Source organism: Desulfovibrio sp. JC022, from assembly GCF_010470665.1.
Lineage (GTDB): Bacteria > Desulfobacterota > Desulfovibrionia > Desulfovibrionales > Desulfovibrionaceae > Maridesulfovibrio.
The window spans coordinates 64,633-83,635 of record NZ_VOPZ01000005.1; the positions used below are offsets into that span (position 1 = coordinate 64,633).

A 19,003-nucleotide genomic window follows, 5' to 3' on the forward strand; every position below is an offset into this window, starting at 1 on the left:
TCAGGAAGATAATGCGCATCAAAATAGAACGTGAAGTCAGGGTACCGGACCCGATTAAACTGGAACGCTACAGAAGAACCCCGGACCTCGGCCCCCGCATACTCTTTTTCAGCGGCGGAACCGCGCTAAAGAAGACTTCCTCAGTGCTCACCCAGTACACTCACAACTCCATACACATCATCACCCCCTTTGATTCCGGGGGCAGTTCTGCGGTTATCCGCAACCAGTTCAAAATGCTGGCAGTGGGTGACATCCGTAACAGGCTCATGGCTCTTGCGGACCAGTCCGTGCTGGGCAACCCTGAGATATACAAACTTTTTGCCTACCGTTTGCCCGACGATGCAGATGAAGGTGAACTGCGCACTGAATTTGAAGAAATGATGGAATGTAAACATCCTCTGGTACGGGATATCCCGGCCCCCATGCGAAAAATAATCCGCAACCATTTCATCAAATTCGCAGACATCATGGATGATTTTAACCTGCGCGGAGCCAGTGTCGGTAATATCATCCTCACTGCCGGTTATATCAGCAACCGCCGCCACATTGACCCGGTACTCTATATTTTTTCCAAGCTGGTTGAGGTGCGTGGCATAGTGCGCCCCACCGTAAATATGGACATTCATCTGGCTGCGGAACTTGAGGACGGAACTTTCGTGGTCGGTCAACACCTGCTTACCGGCAAAGAAGCCTCGCCCATCGGATCAGGCATTAAAAAATTATGGCTGGCCGAAAAACTTGGCGACTCCACCCCATGTTCAGTACCTATCCGCAATAGAATGAAAAAACTGATCAAAAGTGCTGAACTTATTTGTTATCCGCTGGGAAGTTTTTATTCCAGTGTGGTAGCCAACCTGTTACCCGAAGGTATCGGAAATGCCATCAGCGACAGCAGATGCCCTAAAGTTTTCACTCCCAACACCGGAACCGATCCGGAACTGAAAGGACATTCACTGACCGACCAGATTAACAAACTCCTCTATTATCTGCGCAAGGATGACCCGGAAAACATATCCATAAAAGATGTCCTTAACTTTGTCCTTGTGGACTCGGTCAATGGAATCTATCCCGGCGGTGTTGATAAAAATGAGATAAACAAGCTCGGTATTCAGGTCATTGACTGCGAACTCGTCAGCAATGAAAGCACTCCCTATCTGGACCCGCACCTTCTCTCGCAAGCCTTGCTTTCACTGGCCTGATAAGTGGGACACATTGACTTTCGAACATTTCCCCTTACCTATTAAGTAGGAAGGTACGTGTTTTTACTAAGCCCAACTTAATTGCTCAGCCGCAGGAGGGTCAAATGAAGTTCACAACAATAAAGACTTTATTTGTCATTGTTCTGGCGGCTGCAATGCTTATTTTTGCAACCGTCGCCCACGGGTCCAGCTTCAGGTTTGTACTGGAAAATAATGGAGACACATGGAAACTCGGCAATAACAATTATCTAGGCTCAATCGGATTCAAAGATCTGCAAGCAACCGCGACCATCAGCATAGCCGACATTGACTCTCACATAGACGAAGGAACTACTGTACGCTTCTACGCGGGTAAAGGAATGCAGGGATTCAATGAATACACCCCGCTGACTGCTGACTCTGCCTTCGACTACGCCTCACTTGCCGGAAAGCAGACCATTGAAAATGCTTTCTACGTCGAATTCGAACCCAAGAAAATTCGTTTCGCTCACTTCGAATATGAAGGCCATAAGAACCTGCACGGCAATGGGAAAATGGGTTTCCTTGACTCTGTTCCTGCACCAGTACCCATTCCTGCCACATGGATGCTCATAGCAGCCGGACTGCTGCTCACTGCCGGAGCTAAGCGACTCTTCTCATGAGACAACCAAGCCCCGACTGAAAAGCCGGGGCTCTCTCATGCTCTGGTCAAAATACAAACAATGCTTACCTTTTCACGACAACCTGATTCATCCCCCAAACACAGGACACAAAATGTTACCAGTTATAATTGATGCCAAGCTCTGCAAAAAGGATGAGCTTTGTGTACACGAATGTCCCCTCTCAGTGCTGACCGTAGAAGAGAAAGGGCTGATTCCCACGGTCCATCCCAAGAAAACCAATTACTGTATAAACTGCGGTCATTGCATGGCCGTCTGCCCCACAGGGGCCATCACCCTGACCGCATTTGATGGACAACAGGCAACTCCCTTCAGCAAAGAAGAACTGCCTGATTCCGCCGCAGTTGAAACATTGATTAAAACCCGACGCTCTGTGCGTAAATTCAAAAAGAAAAATATCAGCGTGCAGGAAATCGGCGAACTGATCCACATATCAGCCTACTCCCCTTCAGGACACAATGCCCAGCCGGTTTCATGGACTGTTCTTGATACCCCGGAAAAGGTTTATGAGCTGGGCAAAGTTGTGGTCGAATGGATGGAAGAAATGGTGAAGCAGAAGAACCCGCTGGCGGAGAAACTGTTCCTCGCCGGATTGGTCAATGCCTGGAAAAAAGGGAATGATGCTATATGCCGCAACGCTCCTGCAATTGCAGTTGCTTGGGCACCCAAGCTGGGCATCACCCCGCAGGCAGATACGATAATTGCCACCAACACTCTTGAACTTGCAGCCCATGCCAAGGGTTACGGCACCTGCTGGGCCGGGTATGTAATTCTGGCTGCGGCATACAGCACAAAGGTACTGCGCCATCTAGATATCCCGGAAGAACACATGGCTCACGGAGCATTGTTCCTCGGACATCCGGCAGTTAGATACCGCAGCATTCCACCCCGGCATGAAGCTGTTGCAAAAGAGCAGGACGGGAAATTCATATTCCACGCCCGCCCGAATACACATTAAAAATTACCCCCATCTTTCATGAAAGATGGGGGTAATTTTTACTTTTCATCACTGACCCGCTTACCGGGTTTAAAGGCCGTGCGTAAAAACTTGGGAGTAAAAATCCGGAAAGGATTGCGGACCAGCATGTCCGGCATGACGTGGTACCAGCGGTAGCCCAGACGATGATATACCTTTTTAGCCAAGCACCCGTATCCGGCCTGCCGGGCGGCCCAAAGCGCAGCATCGCGCTGGCACCGTGAAGTTGCCACGGCTTTGAAAATTTTATCGCTGTACCCTTTATCAACCAGCATTTTGCGAATGCGCAGATATTCCCGGTAACGGCTGATAATATCCGCCACGGAAAAAAAAGCTCCGGTCACCCAGCTCATGGCAATAGCTGCCGAGGTAATGAACCCCCAGCTGTGCCCGTCTCGATAAAACTCCGCGGCAAGCCACGCAAGAGTCACGACCATACCGATGCAAAGTCCCAGAACAAAATGGGGTAAAGGGGCCACACGTATATAATTATATTTTTTCTGTGCAAGAGCCTTTAACATTACAACTCGCCTGCAAAGCGGATAACTATTTTTTCATACGCCACGACTAGGGAATTACCATTGTAATGAAAACCGTTCAAGAAATATCGGCTCCTTTGGCAACAGTCTCAACCAACTGAATAAATATACTTTTCTTAAATACAAAGGTGCACCCAGATATTTTTATTATCCGGCTAAGCAGTAACAACCCCGGCAAGCTCAGCCAGCAGATCATCCACATTGAAAGGCTTGGTGATCCGGGAATCCATACCGCTCTCAATACATTTTTCCATGAAATCATCACCCACATTAGCAGTAAGGGCCACAATCCTGACTGGGGAATGAGTTTTGCGAATTGCACGAGCGGCTTCAAAACCATCCAGAACCGGCATTTGTATGTCCATGAAAATTATATCAAAATCATCTGAATCAATGAAAGTATCCACAGCATCTTTGCCGTTTTCCACCATCACATAATTTTCAAGACCGTTCTTCTCGAAAACCTTACGAAGAAGGATGCGATTCATTTTACTGTCTTCAGCCACCAGCACTTTTATGCCGGAATAATCTACAGCAACAGACTTTTCTTCCGAACTGCCCTGAACTTCCTGCGCCTGACGATGCTCGGTGCAAACTCCCACAGGCAGAACAAAAGAAAACAAAGCACCGCCCTGCTCATTGTTACGCGCGGACAGTTCCCCGCCCAGATGCTTTACCAATTTATAACAAATAGCCAGACCAAGCCCTGTTCCACCATATTTTCTGGTAATAGTCGGATCAGCCTGCACAAAGGATTCAAAAAGAGATTCTATTGCTTCTTCCGGCAATCCTATTCCTGTATCGACAACTTCAAAAAGAAGATGAATTTTCTCGCTGCCGGAGGACTGGTGCTGCGGTCTGCACCGCAAGGTAACAGCACCTTCATCAGTGAATTTGACTCCGTTTCCCAGCAGGTTAACAAGCACCTGCCGTAACCTGAGACTGTCCACCTGTACACAGTCAGGCACATTCTCCGCCTCAAGCTCAACCTTAAGGGGCTTGTTCATGGCACCGATATCCACAACATCCCTCATTTCCCGCAGAAAAGCCGGAAGATCAATATTTTCTTCATTCAGCTCCATGTGCACGGAATCAAGCTTTGAATAATCAAGGATATCGTTAACAATAACCAGCAGACTATCCACAGAGGACTTGATCAACCGCAGATTCTCCTGCTGTTCCGTGGTCAATTCGGAACGCTGGAGCAATTGAACCATCCCCTTTACCGCATTCATGGGGGTTCTGAATTCGTGAGTCATGTTTGCCAGAAACCTGCCCTTGGCCTCATTGGCTTCCTGCGCTTCTTCCCTGCTGAACCTCAATTCTTTCTCAACCCTTTTCAGCTCGGAAATATCTTCAACCGCAACAAGAACCCGTTCCCAAGAATCCTCACATCCCGGCACAATGATCAGGTTAAGAATAAATGACTGTTCCTTACCATCAAGACGAAGAAAACTGAATTCACTACGATGTCTATCTGCCCCTTGAAGAAAATCGAGGAAAACCGTGCGGTACACCCGCCATGAATGGTGGGTAACATAAGGCAAAAATCCATCCCTGATCAGCTGCTCCCGGGAATCTGCCCCGAAAAATTCAATGGTGCGGTTATTAGTGTCAATTATCCTGATCAATTTGGCGCAACGGCATACAGATTTATAATCAGACAGCCGATCCTCACGGATAACCGGTATCATGTCAGGACCATAAGAGTCGAAAAGATTTTTAAGCGGGCTCATGTCCAGCTCCCAAAGAGCCACCGGGGAATTCTCAAAAAGAGAGCGGAACCGCCACTCACTTTTCTGCTGTTCTGCTTCTGCTTTTTTACGGCCGGTAATGTCTATGACAAATCCCTCCACGTAAGAGGACATCCCCAGCTCGGATTCAACATACCTCAGTTCCCTTGAGGTCCAGACCCTGCCGCCATCCTTACGATGACACTCAACTTCATATGAAGCCACCTGCCCGGAAAGACGCAGCATCTGAACCCCCCGCTCCCAGTCCTCGCTGCATACATAAATCTGGTCACCAATGCTGGAAACCTCTGAAATCAAATCATCTGCGCCCTCATAGCCGTACAACTCGGCCAGAGAGTTATTGGCAGTAATATACCTTCCCTCAGGAGTGGCTTGGAAAATTCCCATAGGGGCATTATCAAAAATATCGCGAAACTTTATCTCCGCTCTTCTGCGCAGGGCATCAGCAAGATGACGGTTTTTGACCTCCTGCTCCACCTTCTCCTTCTGCCTGTTTACTTCCTCTACCCGCCTGTCGGCCTCATACATCCGGGCTTCATAAATTTTACGGCCGAGCACTCCCCGGACCAACCAGAAACAACCGAATGATATCAAAAGGAAAATAAATACCGACAGCAGAAACTGCATTCTGATACTTAGGAAACCGAAGAGTTTTTGCTCTTCCACCAGACTGATTACACTGAGTGAAGTCCCCTGAACCGGGGATGATATTGCCAGATAGTCAACTTTCCGGCCTGACTTGCCTGCTTCAAGCACGGTCAGGCCGTCCCATTCATGAAGAACATCCATCAGCAGAAGCTCGCCGCTCTGATGCGCCGAGACATCCGAAACCGCAACAACAGTACTGCCCACACGCAGAAAATCTGTTCCCACAGAAGGGGATATCGTCATAAACCGCAAACTGCGGTACAAGCTGTCTATTTTTGTCCAGCCGACAACAGAACCCTTCACTCCCAATGAAGCATCCACGGGAACGCTAACAACAATGGACAACTCTCCGCCGTATTCTCCAGCAAAAAAAGCCGGAGAACCGTGCCTGACCCTGAACTGCGCAACCTCATGATTATCCTCAGCAAGAGTACATTCCGTGTCGGAATCCAGCAGCACGTCTCCCTCTTCATCAAGCACAGCAATTCTGGAAAAAACAAGCTCGTCACCAACAGTATGCTGGGCAAGATTACGGTGGAGCAGGGAGCACACATCCCCCACCAGTTCAGATGATTTTGCCACTGCATCAGGCCCGCGCAGCTCCAGTGCGCTGATCAACGAACGGACAGGCACGCTGGCAGCCACACTGCCCAGCTCGGAAACTCTTTTGGAAAAATAAAAACTGACCGCCATCGATCTTTTAGCGGATTCTCCCACGAACAATTCGCGCGCAGTATTCCTGACCTGCAATTGCGAAGTATACCCGGTCCACAAGGTAATACCTACGAATCCGGCAAATATGACAATGGCGCATATCAGCAGGAGACTATAGCCGTACCCAGAATTATGGCTGGTCTCGTGTTTTTTCATCAAATCAGACTTTCCATACGGACAATTAAAAAAGATCTAACCAATCCCAAATATAAACGCGGGCCAAAACATATGTAATGAGAATCAGATCCATGACCGCAACATATATTTAAACTAAAAATATTTTGACTACCTTAGCACGCTTAGCACCTTTTTCTCATAGTTTTATAAAAAAACAAACCCTCGCTTGACAGTGAGAATCAATTTCATTACAAAGAATTTAGCACTTAAAAAAATGGAGGCAATCATGTGTGCAGCTCTCATAGGCGGAATGGACAGACTTAAGCGGGATTATATTGTTTCAGCCAAGCAAAAAGGCGTTAAACTCAAAGTATTCACGGGAAAAGAAAACAAGGTATCCTCAAAACTTGGCAATGCTGATCATGTAATAATCTTTACAAACCAGATTTCTCATGCAGCAAAAAAAGACATCGTAAAATACACCAAATCAAAACAGATACCCCTGCATATGTTCCACTCCTGCGGTGTTTCCACTCTCAAAAATTGTCTTGAAAAACTCTAGAGCAATCCATCTGAAAACAATATCCCGGCGCGAAAGACGGTTTGGAGACAGTCTTCCGGCCAGCCGCAGATATCCGCCCCTCGCCCCTGCTAGCTGTGCAGGGAGCGCAAAAGTTCAATATTCATTTTATCAAATTTAAAATCCGGATCATCTTCTTTCGGAGTTTCAATTACCTTGGGAATAGTCGAGAACCGGGAATCATTAATAATATACCGAAACCCTTCAAGGCCGATATTTCCTTTCCCGATATGCTCGTGGCGGTCTTTATTGGACCCCAACTCCTGCTTGCTGTCATTGAGATGAAAAAAACGGATAAAATCAAGACCGATCAACTTGTCAAAACGCTCAAAAACCTCTGCGCATGATTCAGCGGTGCGCAAATCATATCCGGCTGCAAAAGCATGGCAGGTATCAAAGCAGACCCCCATGCGCGAAGTGTAACCGGAATCTTCCAGAATTGTAGCCAGCTCACCGAACCTGCTGCCGAGATTTGTTCCCTGTCCGGCAGTATTCTCGATAAGTACCTTCACTTCCTCTGTTTCCGAAAGGGCTATGGCCTGATCAAGATTTGCCACATACCGCTCAAGCCCCTCGAGCTTACCTGTTCCCAGATGAGAGCCGGGGTGGGTCACCAGATATTCAATGCCCAGAGCCTCGGTCCGGCGCAATTCCTGAGCAAAAGCCTTTACGGATTTAGCCACGCTCTCAGGTTTGGGAGAAGCAAGATTGATAAGATAAGAGTCATGGACACTGACCGGGTAATTGCCCCATTCTTCCCTCAACTTTTTAAAATTTTCCACCACCTTATCTTCAAGAGGCTTTACCTTCCACTGACGCTGGTTACGGGTAAAGATCTGGAGAGCGGTTCCCTTCACAGACATGATCCTCTCCACAGCCTTGTCCACCCCGCCGGTTATGGGCATATGGGCACCTATATACATAAAAATTCCTTTGCTTATTATTTCCGGATATTAATATTTTGCAGGCGCGAATTCCATGAGAACCGAAGCCAGCAATCGCGGATCAATCAGGCCTTCAGACTCGTCTGAAACCAGCCTGCGGTCAATTACTTTCAAAGGAAGTTTTTCCAAGGCCGCAAGATCAGGATCTTCCTGATAAACACCGTTTTCCGAATCAATAAGAACATAATTGAGCACTGCTTCAGATCCGATATAGGCTGCATTATCCAGACGCAGAACTTCAAGCAGCCTCTCCACCTGCAAATTAATATTGTGCCCGATCAATTCCGGATCAAAGCCCATATTGGGAATAAATATTTTCGGGCAGGGATTCAGGGAAACAGCCTGCCCCAACCCTTGCGGGGAAAGAGCAGCAAGCGTGCTGGAATAAAAGCTGCCCATGGGATAAACAATTAAATCCGCACCACGAACCAGATTTATTGCCAGAGATGAAGCATGTACCGGACGCGGCCATGGATCATCCACCCCGGAACAGATCCACATACCGTCAATGGGTGATGATATCGGATCAACTTCCTTGCCTGTAAAAAAATGCTGCCCGGCCAGAATTTCCCCGTTCAGCAACCGCACTGCCAGATGCCCGTTATCCACAGTTGAAGCACGGACAATTCCCCGCGCCCCGATAAGATGTGAAAGCTGTGAGATAGGCGGGGCCAATATACGTTGATGGGCCATAAACCCGGCTGCGAGCAGGATATTGCCGAGACTGGCGTTAACCGGATCAAAACGGTCCCCGGCCAGCTCTATGAACAGGGCAAAGCGGTCTGAAAGGATCTTGCGGACAATTTCAGAAAAACCGTCCATAAGGGAGTGAGAACCATTGGCAAGATGGGAAAGCTGTCCGTTAAGGGCTGTTCTGTCCGCATAGCGGGGAAGGCGTGTTCCAAGCAGTTCAACTATATTCGCTTTTTCCGGTTTTTCCATATCCGCGAGGGCGAGCAAACGATTGCGCACATCCCCCACCGCCGGCATATCAAAGACTTCACGCAAAGCTGCTGAACTGCCGCCGGAATCAAAAGTGGTTATAATATAAGCGCATTCCGGGTTTACTTTTGCAAGTTCGGAAGCCAACCCGTTAAGGGCCGTTCCCCCGCTGAAAAAAACAAATGCCGGATGCTCTTTCTCCACCTGCAACTCCTTTACCTGAACCGAACATTTGGTTAGTGAATATTATAGTATCGGCAGCCCATTTTATAACAATTAGCAGTCAACATACCTCAATCTTACTGATATGAAAAACATTTTCCTCAATATACACGGATTCGGATCTTCAGGCGCAAACTCAAAAGCAGCAGCACTTTCTGAGAACTTTCCAAAACATGAACTGATCAGCCCGGATCTTCCCCCGGACCCGCTGCAATCACTAGAAATAATAGACTCCATTGTTACAGAAAACAAAAACCGCCCCCTGATCCTACAAGGATCATCCATGGGCGGACTGTATTCGCTGATCATGCACTTCCGGCACTCTGTCCCGGCCCTGCTGATTAATCCGGCATTGACTCCGGCAACACTGGTCCGCAGCCGTCTGGGTGAAATCTATGAATTTTCCAACGGTGAGAGCATCCTCATTTCACAGGAACATGTGGATAGTTTTGCAATGGTGGAAAAAGAATTGGAAAAAGGAATCGCCGAAAAAGGGGTCTGCGCCGGACAGGTACTGGCTCTGATCGGTGAACAGGATGAGCTTCTTGATCAGCAGGTAATGAAGTCAATACTCAGAAAGGCCGGGGCCGAGATAATCTCCTACAATACCGACCACCATTTTGAAGGATTCGATCAGGTCGCCCGCCACGATATAAAAGTAAGGGACTTCCTGCTGACTATGCGGAATTAATCTTCGTCCATACGCCCCACAGGCATAAGTTCATTCATCTCGCTGATGTAACCATTTTCAAGATTGTTCACTTCCTGAATATAAGTCTTGAAGGTCAGATCCATGGACGGATCGGTAAATTTGTGCAGACTGTAAGAAGGAGTGGAAAAAAATCCGCGTCTGGCTTTATGCTCTCCGCCCATACCCGGATCATAGGTATTTATGCCGTTAGCCACCGCCCATTCAATAGGAGCGTAGTAACAAAGCTCAAAATGGAGAAAACGCACTTCCTCAAAACAACCCCAATATCTGCCCCAGAGCCGATCCCCGGAAAAGACAAACATTGAGAGGGCCAGCGGATCAGGATCATCACCCCGAAGGGCTACAGTAAACATCAGATTTTCCCGCATGTTCTGCTTCAGCCCCTCGAAAAAGTCAGGGGTAAGGTATTTGCAGCTCCAGACCCCGAATTTATCGTTGGTAGATTCGTAACAACGATACATAAGATCAAAATAGCGGTCCGGAATTTCATATCCAGTCAAAGTCTGCACCCTTACATCATCACGGCGCAAAGCCTTACGCTCACGACGGACGGTCTTACGCCTGTTGCTGTTCAGAGTACTCAGCCAGTGATCGAAATCCCGGTAATCATTGTTAAGCCAGACATATCCCTGATGTTTCCATGCGGCATAACCGTAGGCTTCCATTTCAATTCCCCAGTCAGGGTCCACAAAATTGAAAGCGCAACTGCCCAGTCCGTTGATAGAACAAAAACGGTCTAGGGTCTGGCAGATCACCCCGGTGACCTTTTTTGCAGAAATATCCGGGGCAACCATAAACCGATAACCGGATGCCGGGGTATAAGGACTCATGCCTACAATTTTAGGATAATAGGCCATGCCACCTTTCTGGGCCACTTCCGCCCAGACCCGATCAAAAATAAACTCCCCTTCGCTCTGGTCGCGCACAAACAATGGAGCTGCTCCCACCAACCGCCCCTCAGACCGGACAAGCAGATGAGCCGTAAGCCAGCCGCTTTCCGGGGTTGCGCTCCGGCTCTTTTCAATAAGGCGCAGCCAATCCCACTCAAGGAAAGGAAAATTCAATTCCCTGGCAAGCCGATCCCACTCATCCCGATCAACCTCGGTGATTGAAGGAATCCATGAAATTTCAAGTCCATCCAATATATCAGTCATTTACCAACCCTAAAAACTACTGACCGCTGACCATCCCGGCAAATGATCTTGATACCGAAAAATAATCCGCAACCCATTCCATAAAAACCCCAGCCGTATTGGAGTAATCCTCCCTGTTCCAGACCATATAGATGTCCATGCTGGGAAATTCGTCACTGACAGGAACCATAGCAATTCCTTTGCGTGAGACCCGGCTGTTCTCCGGGAGAAAAGTTACCCCCATGCCTGAAGAAATCAAGGCGGAAGCACCGGATAGACCGGAAATTTCCTGCTTTACCCTGGGCACCAGCCCCCGTGAGGTAAAGGCATCCATAATAGCATCATAAAGGTCCGGCTGCCCGCTGCGTGGAAACATGAGCAGATTCTCCCGCGCTATTTCAGTCAATGATACGCTTTTTTCAGCGGTAAAGATATGATCTTCCGGCACCGCCAGAACATGTTTTCTGGAAAAAAGCTTTACCGAAGACAACCCTTCCATGGCATGCAGGTAAACAGTTGAAAAGCCCACATCCATTTCACCGGAACTGATTTTCTGCAATTGAATGGAAGCCCCGAACTGACTGAGCCGCACTGACACACCGGGATACCTGTGACTGAACGAACGCACGGCTTCCGGCAAAAGGCTGTCCATGGCAATCTCCATGAAACCGACCTTTATATTGCCGTATTCGCCCTTGGCCATCCGCCCCACAGTAGCTGCGGCATCTTCAGCCTGAGCCACAATATCCATAGCCTGCTTATAAAAATAGCGACCTTCGTTTGTAAGTCGAACTTTACGGCTGTTGCGCTCCAGAAGACGAGCACCTAGTTCTTCCTCAAGCCCTTTAATCTGCTGCGAAAAAGGAGGCTGGGCAATATGCACCCTGCGGGCCGCACGACCGAAGTGCAACTCCTCGGCCACGGCAATAAAATATCTCAGCTGTCTTAATTCCATCAATAAAAATCCATTGCTAAAAAAACAGCGGGGCAAAATCCCCGACTTCTTTTTATTGAACAATAAATCCTGTATAATTACAATATTAATGTCTGAAGATAAAAATCAGCAAAAAGTTTGATTGCATTTTTTCCCGCCTTGAGCCAACCTCTGCTCGCTTTATCTCAACAAGGAGTTTTTATATGACAGATGATCTGGACAGCCTGCTTTCCGATATTCAGCAGCAATGCAATGACGCAGCCCACGATATGTTCGGGGAGGAAACCTCCCGCTGGCATAACCCTACCTACGCCGGAACCATGGAAAACCCGGACTGCATCGGGCAAATGAAGGGAACCTGCGGCGATATCATCAAAATATTTCTCAAGATAGAAAACAATACCATTAAGGAAGCATCGTTCTTTACCACTGGATGCGGACCCAGCATTGTGAGCAGCGACATGGCCTGCGAGCTCAGCATGGGAAAAAATATTGATCAGGCTTCTGAAATAGACGGGGAAGATATCCTCGAAAGACTCGGCGGATTACCCGAAGACAAAGTCCATTGTGCGCATCTGGCTTCTTCGGCACTTCAGGAAGCACTGGGCAACTGGTTGCAAAAAAAGTAACCCCTACAGCTTATATGCTGTGCTTGAGTATACCCTTAATCAAGGAGATCTTTTTGATCGGCTTGGTCAAGAAACCATTGCACCCGGCCTCAAGACAGTCTTTTCTGTCTTCCTCCCGGTCATTAGCCGTAAACGCAACCACCGGTGTGGCCGGGTATCCGTTCTCCCATTCATATGCCCTGATCTCGCGGGTAGCTTCCAGACCGTTCTTGACGGGCATCTGAATATCCATCAGCACCAGATCAAAATTATTTTCACGGTAAATGCGCACAGCTTCATCACCGTCAGTGGCAAAACGCAATCTGAAAGGAGTATCCTTCAGGAAGAATTCAAGCAGCATACGATTGTTTTCCGAGTCATCAACCACAAGAATTCGTAACGGATTAAGGTCAATACTTTCATCCCAGGCTTCTTTTCCAAAAGAAGAGTCGCCATAAATATTGAGCATCGCCTTCTGCAGCCCGCCTCTAGTCACAGGCCAGTGAACACTGCTCTTAACCCCGAAAATCTGGTTTACTTCCGGGCGGTTGCTGCTGACTCCCGGAGAAGAGGAAAGAGTGCACAGCACAGGATTATCATTATTCAAGCGGGCTTTTATGGCTTCGACTTCACTTAAGCCGTCTTCCTCGCCAAGCCGGTCAGAAACAATTACCAGTTCAGCATTGCTGCGGCATGATTCGCTTTGCACACAGGCGAAGTTCAAATCCCCGGCATGCAAACACTTAGCACCCCATTCGTTGAGGCATTTGCATATATACTTCCTGACCAGAATTCGCTCATCTATGACAAGAATTTCACGATCCTGCATTGCCGACCTGATCCTGCCTGTATCCACTTCCATTTCATCGACCCGCCCGAGCTGAATTTCAGCCCTGAATTCGGCTCCGCCCGATGAAACATTGCGTACACTGATCTGCCCGCTCATTAATTCAACAAGATTGCGGGTAATGGACAGTCCAAGTCCTGTGCCGCCGTATTTGCGGGTCGTGGAAGAATCAGCCTGCACAAAATTTTCAAAAATAATTTTGAGTTTCTCTTCTGAGATCCCTATGCCGCTGTCACGCACGGCCATATTCAGAACAACATTTCCTTCAGGGCCGGCAGAGCTTGAAATATCCAGAACCACCGAACCTGAATCAGTAAATTTAATCGCGTTACTAAGCAGGTTAACAAGAATCTGTTTTATTCTGGTCGGGTCGCCCTCGAATAAGGTCGGACAAAGCGGGTCCACATGGCATGCAAAAACCAGTTTTTTCTTCCAAGCACTAACAGACATGATGCCGGACACTTCATCCACAAGCTCATCAATATTAAACTTGGTTTTTTCAAGGGTGAGTTTGCCCGACTCAATCTTTGAAAGATCAAGAATATCATTAATGAGATTCATCAACGCCTTGCCGGAATCTCTGAAAATGGAGACATAACTCCTTTGCTCCATGGTCAGGCTGGTATCGGAAAGCATATCGGCCATGCCCAGAATCGAATTCATGGGAGTACGTATTTCATGGCTCATCTGGGCCAGAAACTCACCTTTAGTACGGTTGGCAACTTCCGCCTTAGCCATGGCTTCTTCAAGCTTCTTAAGAGTATCCGCCATATGGGCTGAATTGCGCTCTTCAACCTCTTTAGCCTTGAGCAGCTGAGCCGTGTAGTGCTGCAATTCTTCCTCGTCCCGCTTGCGGTCTGTCACATCACGGACAACACTGAGCAGCACCTCCTGCCCCTGATAAGTGATCCTGCGGGAGCGCACATCCGCGTAGACAACCTCACCAGATTTAGCCAGAGCAGGGCATTCAAACTGCCGGGAATCATCTCCAGCAAAAAGACTGTGCAAAAGACTGCGCAAGCTTTCCCGCTCATAAGGCGGAACAAGCTCAAAGACGGTTTTCTTTAAAAGCTCATTGCGCCCATATCCGAGAAAATCTGCCCCGCCGCCATTAACCTTCAGGAAACGACCATCCATATCGGTTATGCAGACAAGATCATCCACGTTATCAAAAAAGAATTGGTACTGTTCGAGCCCCCGGGTACGGCGCAAGTTTTCAAGCATTGAGGAGAGAGCACTGCTCAATGCGCTGATTTCAGTAATGAGGCTTTCCCGGCCCGGAATATCCTCTTCCATACCTCTGGAAATATCTTCAGCTGAAGCAGTGATGGTACGCAGCGGACGGGTTAATTTACTGCTCAAGTAAAGTGAAACAACAAGACAAAGACCTATGACTCCCCCGAACAGCGGCAAAAGCAGCCAGAATGTACGCTGCACTGATTCATTGAGCCTTGCATCAGAGACGAAATAGGCCAGTCCCGGCACCAGCGAACTGCGATATAAAACACCTTTTACATCAGCACCGATTCCAACTTCGACAAGCTCATCCCCACCCACAGACTCTCTCAGGGACAAAGAAAGAGACTCTCCTGTGACAAGATCGTACGCCTTGCCTTGTTCAAAAAGAACCATCCTGCTTCCGGAGGAATTCTTAAATGCGGAGACCAATTCCGATCTTGAAAAATCAACCAGACAGGCAGCACTGCCGACAACTTCGGACCTACTGCGGATGGGAAGTGAAAAAACTGTTATGAACCCATCCCTGCCAACCCTGCAAAAAGAGCAGCGGAACGGAGAATTCATAAGCGCATTTTGGACATAAGACTCATCGAACGGCCTTGCCGAAGAGCTGAAAATTCTGGGATCACCTTTACGCGTGACAAAAAAATCGATCCCCAGCGGGGCCTGATCATACTCGGACAATTTCTCGGTCAACGGGTAGTCCACCCCCATCATCATAGCGACCCGGATAGAGTTATCCTTACTCAATTCCCCAAGCCGGGCCATTGCACGATGCAAAAAGCTGTATAGCTCAAGGCTGGACTCCTGCCCTTCAGCCCGCACCCGATCATGAAATTCATTTTTAAGGGTACTGAAATAACTGTAAGAAAAGACACCGCCCATGGCGAGAGCGGTAACAATGGCCATCCCGCAAATTGCGGCAGCAACTAGAGTGGAAAGTCTGTAGGAAGATATTTTTTTCATTTCAGCAACATGAACTTCAGCTATTTGTATACGACATCAGCAGCCATCAAAATATCTGCGGGAATTTCCATTCCCAATTCCTTTGCCCGCGTAAGATTAAAAACCAGAGCATACCGCTCAGCATCTTCAACCGGAATATCTCCGGGAGGTGTCCCCTGTAAAATCATAGCGACCATTTTACCGGCCTGCCTGCCCATAGCGATAAAATCAACTCCGGCCCCGCCCAACATTCCCAGACGGGCATAAACATAGTTAATTGAAACTCCCGGTGTGCGGCAATTGGCAACGGTCCATTTTATAATATCTGAGGTGGAATGACTCTGTCCGCTTTTATCTTTGAGCAGTGTTGCCGCCGGATAAATGGAGCCTATTGATGGATCTGAACAAGCCTGACGGATAATTTTTGTATACTCTTCCCAAGATGTGGCAATACGGGTTTCAAATTCAATCCCCAGACTGTCGCCGGCCTCGACCATTTCCTTGCTGACCTGCTTGAATACAGCCTTACCTGTAGGTGATTCACCTAAAAGGACCAATATTTTTTCAAGTCCGGGGATCAACTGCTTCTGCACCCTGCAAGCATCGATAAAATGAAGTTTCTCGTACACACCGGTAATATTATGTCCCGGCTTCAAGCGGGAAACCATCCATTTCACCTTACGATCATAATCTTCAGGCTGTCCGTTCATCCCGCAGAAAACAATATTAATATCGCTATCCACAAGCTTAAGCCCCACAGCCCTGAAGGCGTTATCATCAAGCAGTACGAGAGCATCCGGCTGGACCTCGCTGATTCTTTCCAGAACCGCAGCAGCCTGCCCTTCAATAAGCTCCGGGGTATTGTTAACCTTCTTGGTTTTCATGGCATATTGATGAACTATCAAATTTGAACCATCAACGAACCCCGCTTTGGCCAGACTCTCCAGTATGCCCTGATGCTGCGGTTGTCCGCAGATATTGTCCAGACTGTAACTGTGAACAATCAATATCTTCTTCGCCTGTGTTTCCTCTGCAACAGCTGCGCAACACGAAAACAAAAAATACAAACAAGCCCAGAAAAACAAAGAAAGTCTTTTTTTCATCACTTCCCCACAGTCCAAAAGGTCCTCTTAGCATCACAAATAAACATACTGTGCCCAAGTTTATATCATTTTTTCTGCGACACAGACAGACAAACATACCCCCTTGCGATGATTCCTTAAATCAAAACAGCTATCTTACAAAAGTGAATTCCCCGAAAACCGGATAATGGTCCGATGCAGAAATAGTATCCACGATTTTTGCAGAATCAGGAAACAATCCTTTTGAATAAAAAAGAAAGTCGTAGCGGTGTTTACGCTCGGCAAAAGTAAAATTTTTATGCAACCTTACAGCTGAATCCCCCGGACTGCTGAGGATTTCACTTACTCCATCCAGATTATCGCGCAACTGATTAATAAAAGGAGGTTTGCTGAGATCGTCTTCAGGAATGGGAGTCCCCCTGATATATGCTTGAAAATTAAAATCACCGCCGATCAGAAAATCCACACCAGAGCTTTCCCTCTTTATCCAATCCGCAAGAAAACTTGCCTGCGCAACACGGGCCGCCCTGTTCCAGACGCAGAGATGGACATTATAAACATCAACCCGCTTACCATCCACGTCAACAGCCACCCGCTGCATGGAAGACTTCCAAAGCAAAGGATAGTAAAAGATATTCAGGAGATTGTTTTCAAAATTAGGTTTACAGGAAGTCTGGACAGACTCATTGGCAACAATGGGGAATTTGGAAATAACAACCGTTGCTTTGGTTATCTTGCGCTCTTTACGCAAGGGAAAAAACATATCCCAATCCACCACCGGAGCGGCATACCCCCAACCAAGCCTGTTCATTATATAATCCAGTTGATTCATATACCATGAACGTTTAGACTCAATATCCACTTCCTGTAGCAACACAATATTAGCATCTTCCGCCCTGACCAGATCAATAAAACTATCCAAATTGGCTGTGAAAAATGATTCGGGATGCTCATCTGCAAGGGTGTGCTGCACCGGACCGGCCGCAAACCCCAGATTGTAATTCAGGACTTTAAGTTTTTCGGCATCAACCGTTTCCGATTGAATTTCTTCGCTGAACTTGAGAACCTGTCCCTTTTCCAGCTCCCCTATCCGGTAAACCGGGTCAGTAAACCATTTAATCAAAAAATAACCGGCAAAAAGAACAAGTCCGAACAAAAAAACAGATGTAAACAACTTAAAAAAAGTATACACATAGCTCATCGGGACTCCTGAAATCACAATATATTTTATCCGTTTACAAATAAAAAAAATGCTAAAAATTTTCTTAAAAACCATCGTACCTATTGTTGTTGTACTATTAATTAGCACCTGGTGCCATGCATATCAGCCAAAGCAACAACAGATTAAAATCATTTGCGGCTACAAATTTCCTCCTTTCTACACTGTAACGAGCAAAAAGGACCCCTCCAAAAACCTGACCGGAACATTTATTGACCTAATGAATGTATTCCAGAAAAACTACCCGCAATACAATATTGAATACAAATGCATGCCCCGGGCAAGAGTAAGTAAACTCTTAATACGCGGAGAGGCCGATGGATATGCCCTGACCGATCCTATGTTTCTTCCGGAGCAAGCGAAATCCAAATACTTGCCTTCACTGCCCATGTGGACCATTTCAGACCACCTGCTCGTCCTGAAGGATTCTCCTATTATTAAGACTGATTTTGAAGACATGATCGGCAGAACCATTGCCGTTCTGCACGGAAATGACCACGGCCCCCTGAATCCTTATTTTGAAAACGAATTGATTAAGCAACACTCCGTATATTCGACTAAACAAATACTGGAACTTCTACTGAAAAAACGAGTAGATGCTGCAATTTGCAACAAAATAACCCTACCCGGATTAGTAAAAGAAACACCGTACTCCATGGCACAATTCAGAATCCTCGATAAAGCGCTCTACTCATTTAAACTTCATCTTGTTGTACACAGGAAGAACTCCGCGTTTCTAAATGATTTCAATGAATACTTAAAAAAATCCTCCCTTACTATGAATCAGTAAGGGAGGATTTTTTCTACTGTCCCTCCGGGTAATAAAGGGGGCAATTTTTACCTTCAATGCGTACAAGCCTGACCGGCAGCGGGTCCATAATTTTATCTGGAACAAAGCAACGGTAGACTTCAAATCCTGAATTCAAAAGCAACATGCCACTGAGCAGAACTAGGCCCAGCGCCAAGGTATTCCTCATACGCAAACCTCCA

Annotated in this window: 17 protein-coding genes; 7 read left to right on the forward strand and 10 right to left on the reverse strand. The window is 47.3% G+C overall.

The genetic code is table 11. The features are described 5' to 3' along the window. The first annotated feature begins 11 nt into the window (after positions 1-11). The 3 genes from FMS18_RS09165 to FMS18_RS09175 all read left to right on the forward strand — a co-directional run bounded on the left by FMS18_RS09165 (position 12) and on the right by FMS18_RS09175 (position 2,816). Positions 12-1,199: a GAK system CofD-like protein gene (locus FMS18_RS09165; protein WP_163293713.1), complete on the forward strand. Its 1,188-nt coding sequence runs from the start codon at positions 12-14 to the stop codon at positions 1,197-1,199. Positions 1,200-1,303: 104 nt separating this feature from the next. Next, positions 1,304-1,840 carry a hypothetical protein gene (locus FMS18_RS09170; protein WP_163293715.1) on the forward strand — a complete coding sequence of 179 codons (537 nt, stop codon included), beginning with the start codon at positions 1,304-1,306 and terminating at the stop codon, positions 1,838-1,840. Positions 1,841-1,952: 112 nt separating this feature from the next. Then, on the forward strand, positions 1,953-2,816 hold the full coding sequence (locus FMS18_RS09175) for a nitroreductase family protein (protein ID WP_163293717.1): 864 nt from the start codon (positions 1,953-1,955) through the stop codon (positions 2,814-2,816). 38 nt (positions 2,817-2,854) lie between these two features. Here the strand turns inward: FMS18_RS09175 and FMS18_RS09180 are convergent, their stop codons facing one another. After that, the gene (locus FMS18_RS09180) at positions 2,855-3,355 is read right to left on the reverse strand and encodes a hypothetical protein (RefSeq protein ID WP_163293719.1); all 501 of its coding nucleotides are present in this window, start codon (positions 3,353-3,355) and stop codon (positions 2,855-2,857) included. A gap of 173 nt (positions 3,356-3,528) precedes the next feature. Next, positions 3,529-6,645, reverse strand: a complete 3,117-nt coding sequence (locus FMS18_RS09185) for an ATP-binding protein (RefSeq protein WP_163293721.1) — start codon at positions 6,643-6,645, stop codon at positions 3,529-3,531. Positions 6,646-6,892: 247 nt separating this feature from the next. Between FMS18_RS09185 and FMS18_RS09190 the strand changes: the two genes are divergently transcribed. Then, complete coding sequence (locus FMS18_RS09190; protein ID WP_163293723.1) at positions 6,893-7,168, forward strand: DUF2325 domain-containing protein; 276 nt, start codon at positions 6,893-6,895, stop codon at positions 7,166-7,168. An 89-nt stretch (positions 7,169-7,257) separates the two neighbouring features. Here the strand turns inward: FMS18_RS09190 and FMS18_RS09195 are convergent, their stop codons facing one another. Then, on the reverse strand, positions 7,258-8,109 hold the full coding sequence (locus FMS18_RS09195) for a deoxyribonuclease IV (RefSeq protein ID WP_163293725.1): 852 nt from the start codon (positions 8,107-8,109) through the stop codon (positions 7,258-7,260). Between the two features lie 30 nt (positions 8,110-8,139). Beyond that, the gene (locus FMS18_RS09200) at positions 8,140-9,276 is read right to left on the reverse strand and encodes a GAK system CofD-like protein (RefSeq protein WP_163293728.1); all 1,137 of its coding nucleotides are present in this window, start codon (positions 9,274-9,276) and stop codon (positions 8,140-8,142) included. Positions 9,277-9,379: 103 nt separating this feature from the next. Between FMS18_RS09200 and FMS18_RS09205 the strand changes: the two genes are divergently transcribed. Then, entirely contained in the window at positions 9,380-9,985 is a 606-nt protein-coding gene (locus tag FMS18_RS09205; protein ID WP_163293730.1) for a YqiA/YcfP family alpha/beta fold hydrolase, read from the forward strand. Here the strand turns inward: FMS18_RS09205 and FMS18_RS09210 are convergent. Further along, complete coding sequence (locus FMS18_RS09210) at positions 9,982-11,160, reverse strand: GNAT family N-acetyltransferase (RefSeq protein ID WP_163293732.1); 1,179 nt, start codon at positions 11,158-11,160, stop codon at positions 9,982-9,984. The two genes, FMS18_RS09205 and FMS18_RS09210, sit on opposite strands and share 4 nt — an antisense overlap. Positions 11,161-11,176: 16 nt before the next feature. Next, positions 11,177-12,094 (reverse strand): LysR family transcriptional regulator, encoded by a 918-nt coding sequence (locus FMS18_RS09215; RefSeq protein WP_163293734.1) that lies wholly within the window; start codon positions 12,092-12,094, stop codon positions 11,177-11,179. Positions 12,095-12,276: 182 nt separating this feature from the next. Here FMS18_RS09215 and FMS18_RS09220 point away from each other — a divergent pair, with 182 nt between their 5' ends. After that, complete coding sequence (locus FMS18_RS09220) at positions 12,277-12,702, forward strand: iron-sulfur cluster assembly scaffold protein (RefSeq protein WP_163293736.1); 426 nt, start codon at positions 12,277-12,279, stop codon at positions 12,700-12,702. Between the two features lie 10 nt (positions 12,703-12,712). Here the strand turns inward: FMS18_RS09220 and FMS18_RS09225 are convergent, their stop codons facing one another. The 3 genes from FMS18_RS09225 to FMS18_RS09235 all read right to left on the reverse strand — a co-directional run bounded on the left by FMS18_RS09225 (position 12,713) and on the right by FMS18_RS09235 (position 17,995). Beyond that, complete coding sequence (locus FMS18_RS09225) at positions 12,713-15,733, reverse strand: response regulator (RefSeq protein WP_163293738.1); 3,021 nt, start codon at positions 15,731-15,733, stop codon at positions 12,713-12,715. Between the two features lie 20 nt (positions 15,734-15,753). Then, positions 15,754-16,815 (reverse strand): ABC transporter substrate-binding protein, encoded by a 1,062-nt coding sequence (locus FMS18_RS09230; RefSeq protein ID WP_163293740.1) that lies wholly within the window; start codon positions 16,813-16,815, stop codon positions 15,754-15,756. Between the two features lie 130 nt (positions 16,816-16,945). Next, positions 16,946-17,995 carry an endonuclease/exonuclease/phosphatase family protein gene (locus FMS18_RS09235; RefSeq protein ID WP_203544584.1) on the reverse strand — a complete coding sequence of 350 codons (1,050 nt, stop codon included), beginning with the start codon at positions 17,993-17,995 and terminating at the stop codon, positions 16,946-16,948. Between the two features lie 49 nt (positions 17,996-18,044). Between FMS18_RS09235 and FMS18_RS09240 the strand changes: the two genes are divergently transcribed. Next, entirely contained in the window at positions 18,045-18,803 is a 759-nt protein-coding gene (locus tag FMS18_RS09240; protein ID WP_163293742.1) for an ABC transporter substrate-binding protein, read from the forward strand. Positions 18,804-18,816: 13 nt separating this feature from the next. Here the strand turns inward: FMS18_RS09240 and FMS18_RS20460 are convergent, their stop codons facing one another. After that, positions 18,817-18,990, reverse strand: a complete 174-nt coding sequence (locus FMS18_RS20460) for a hypothetical protein (RefSeq protein WP_203544585.1) — start codon at positions 18,988-18,990, stop codon at positions 18,817-18,819. Between the last annotated feature and the right edge of the window lie 13 nt (positions 18,991-19,003).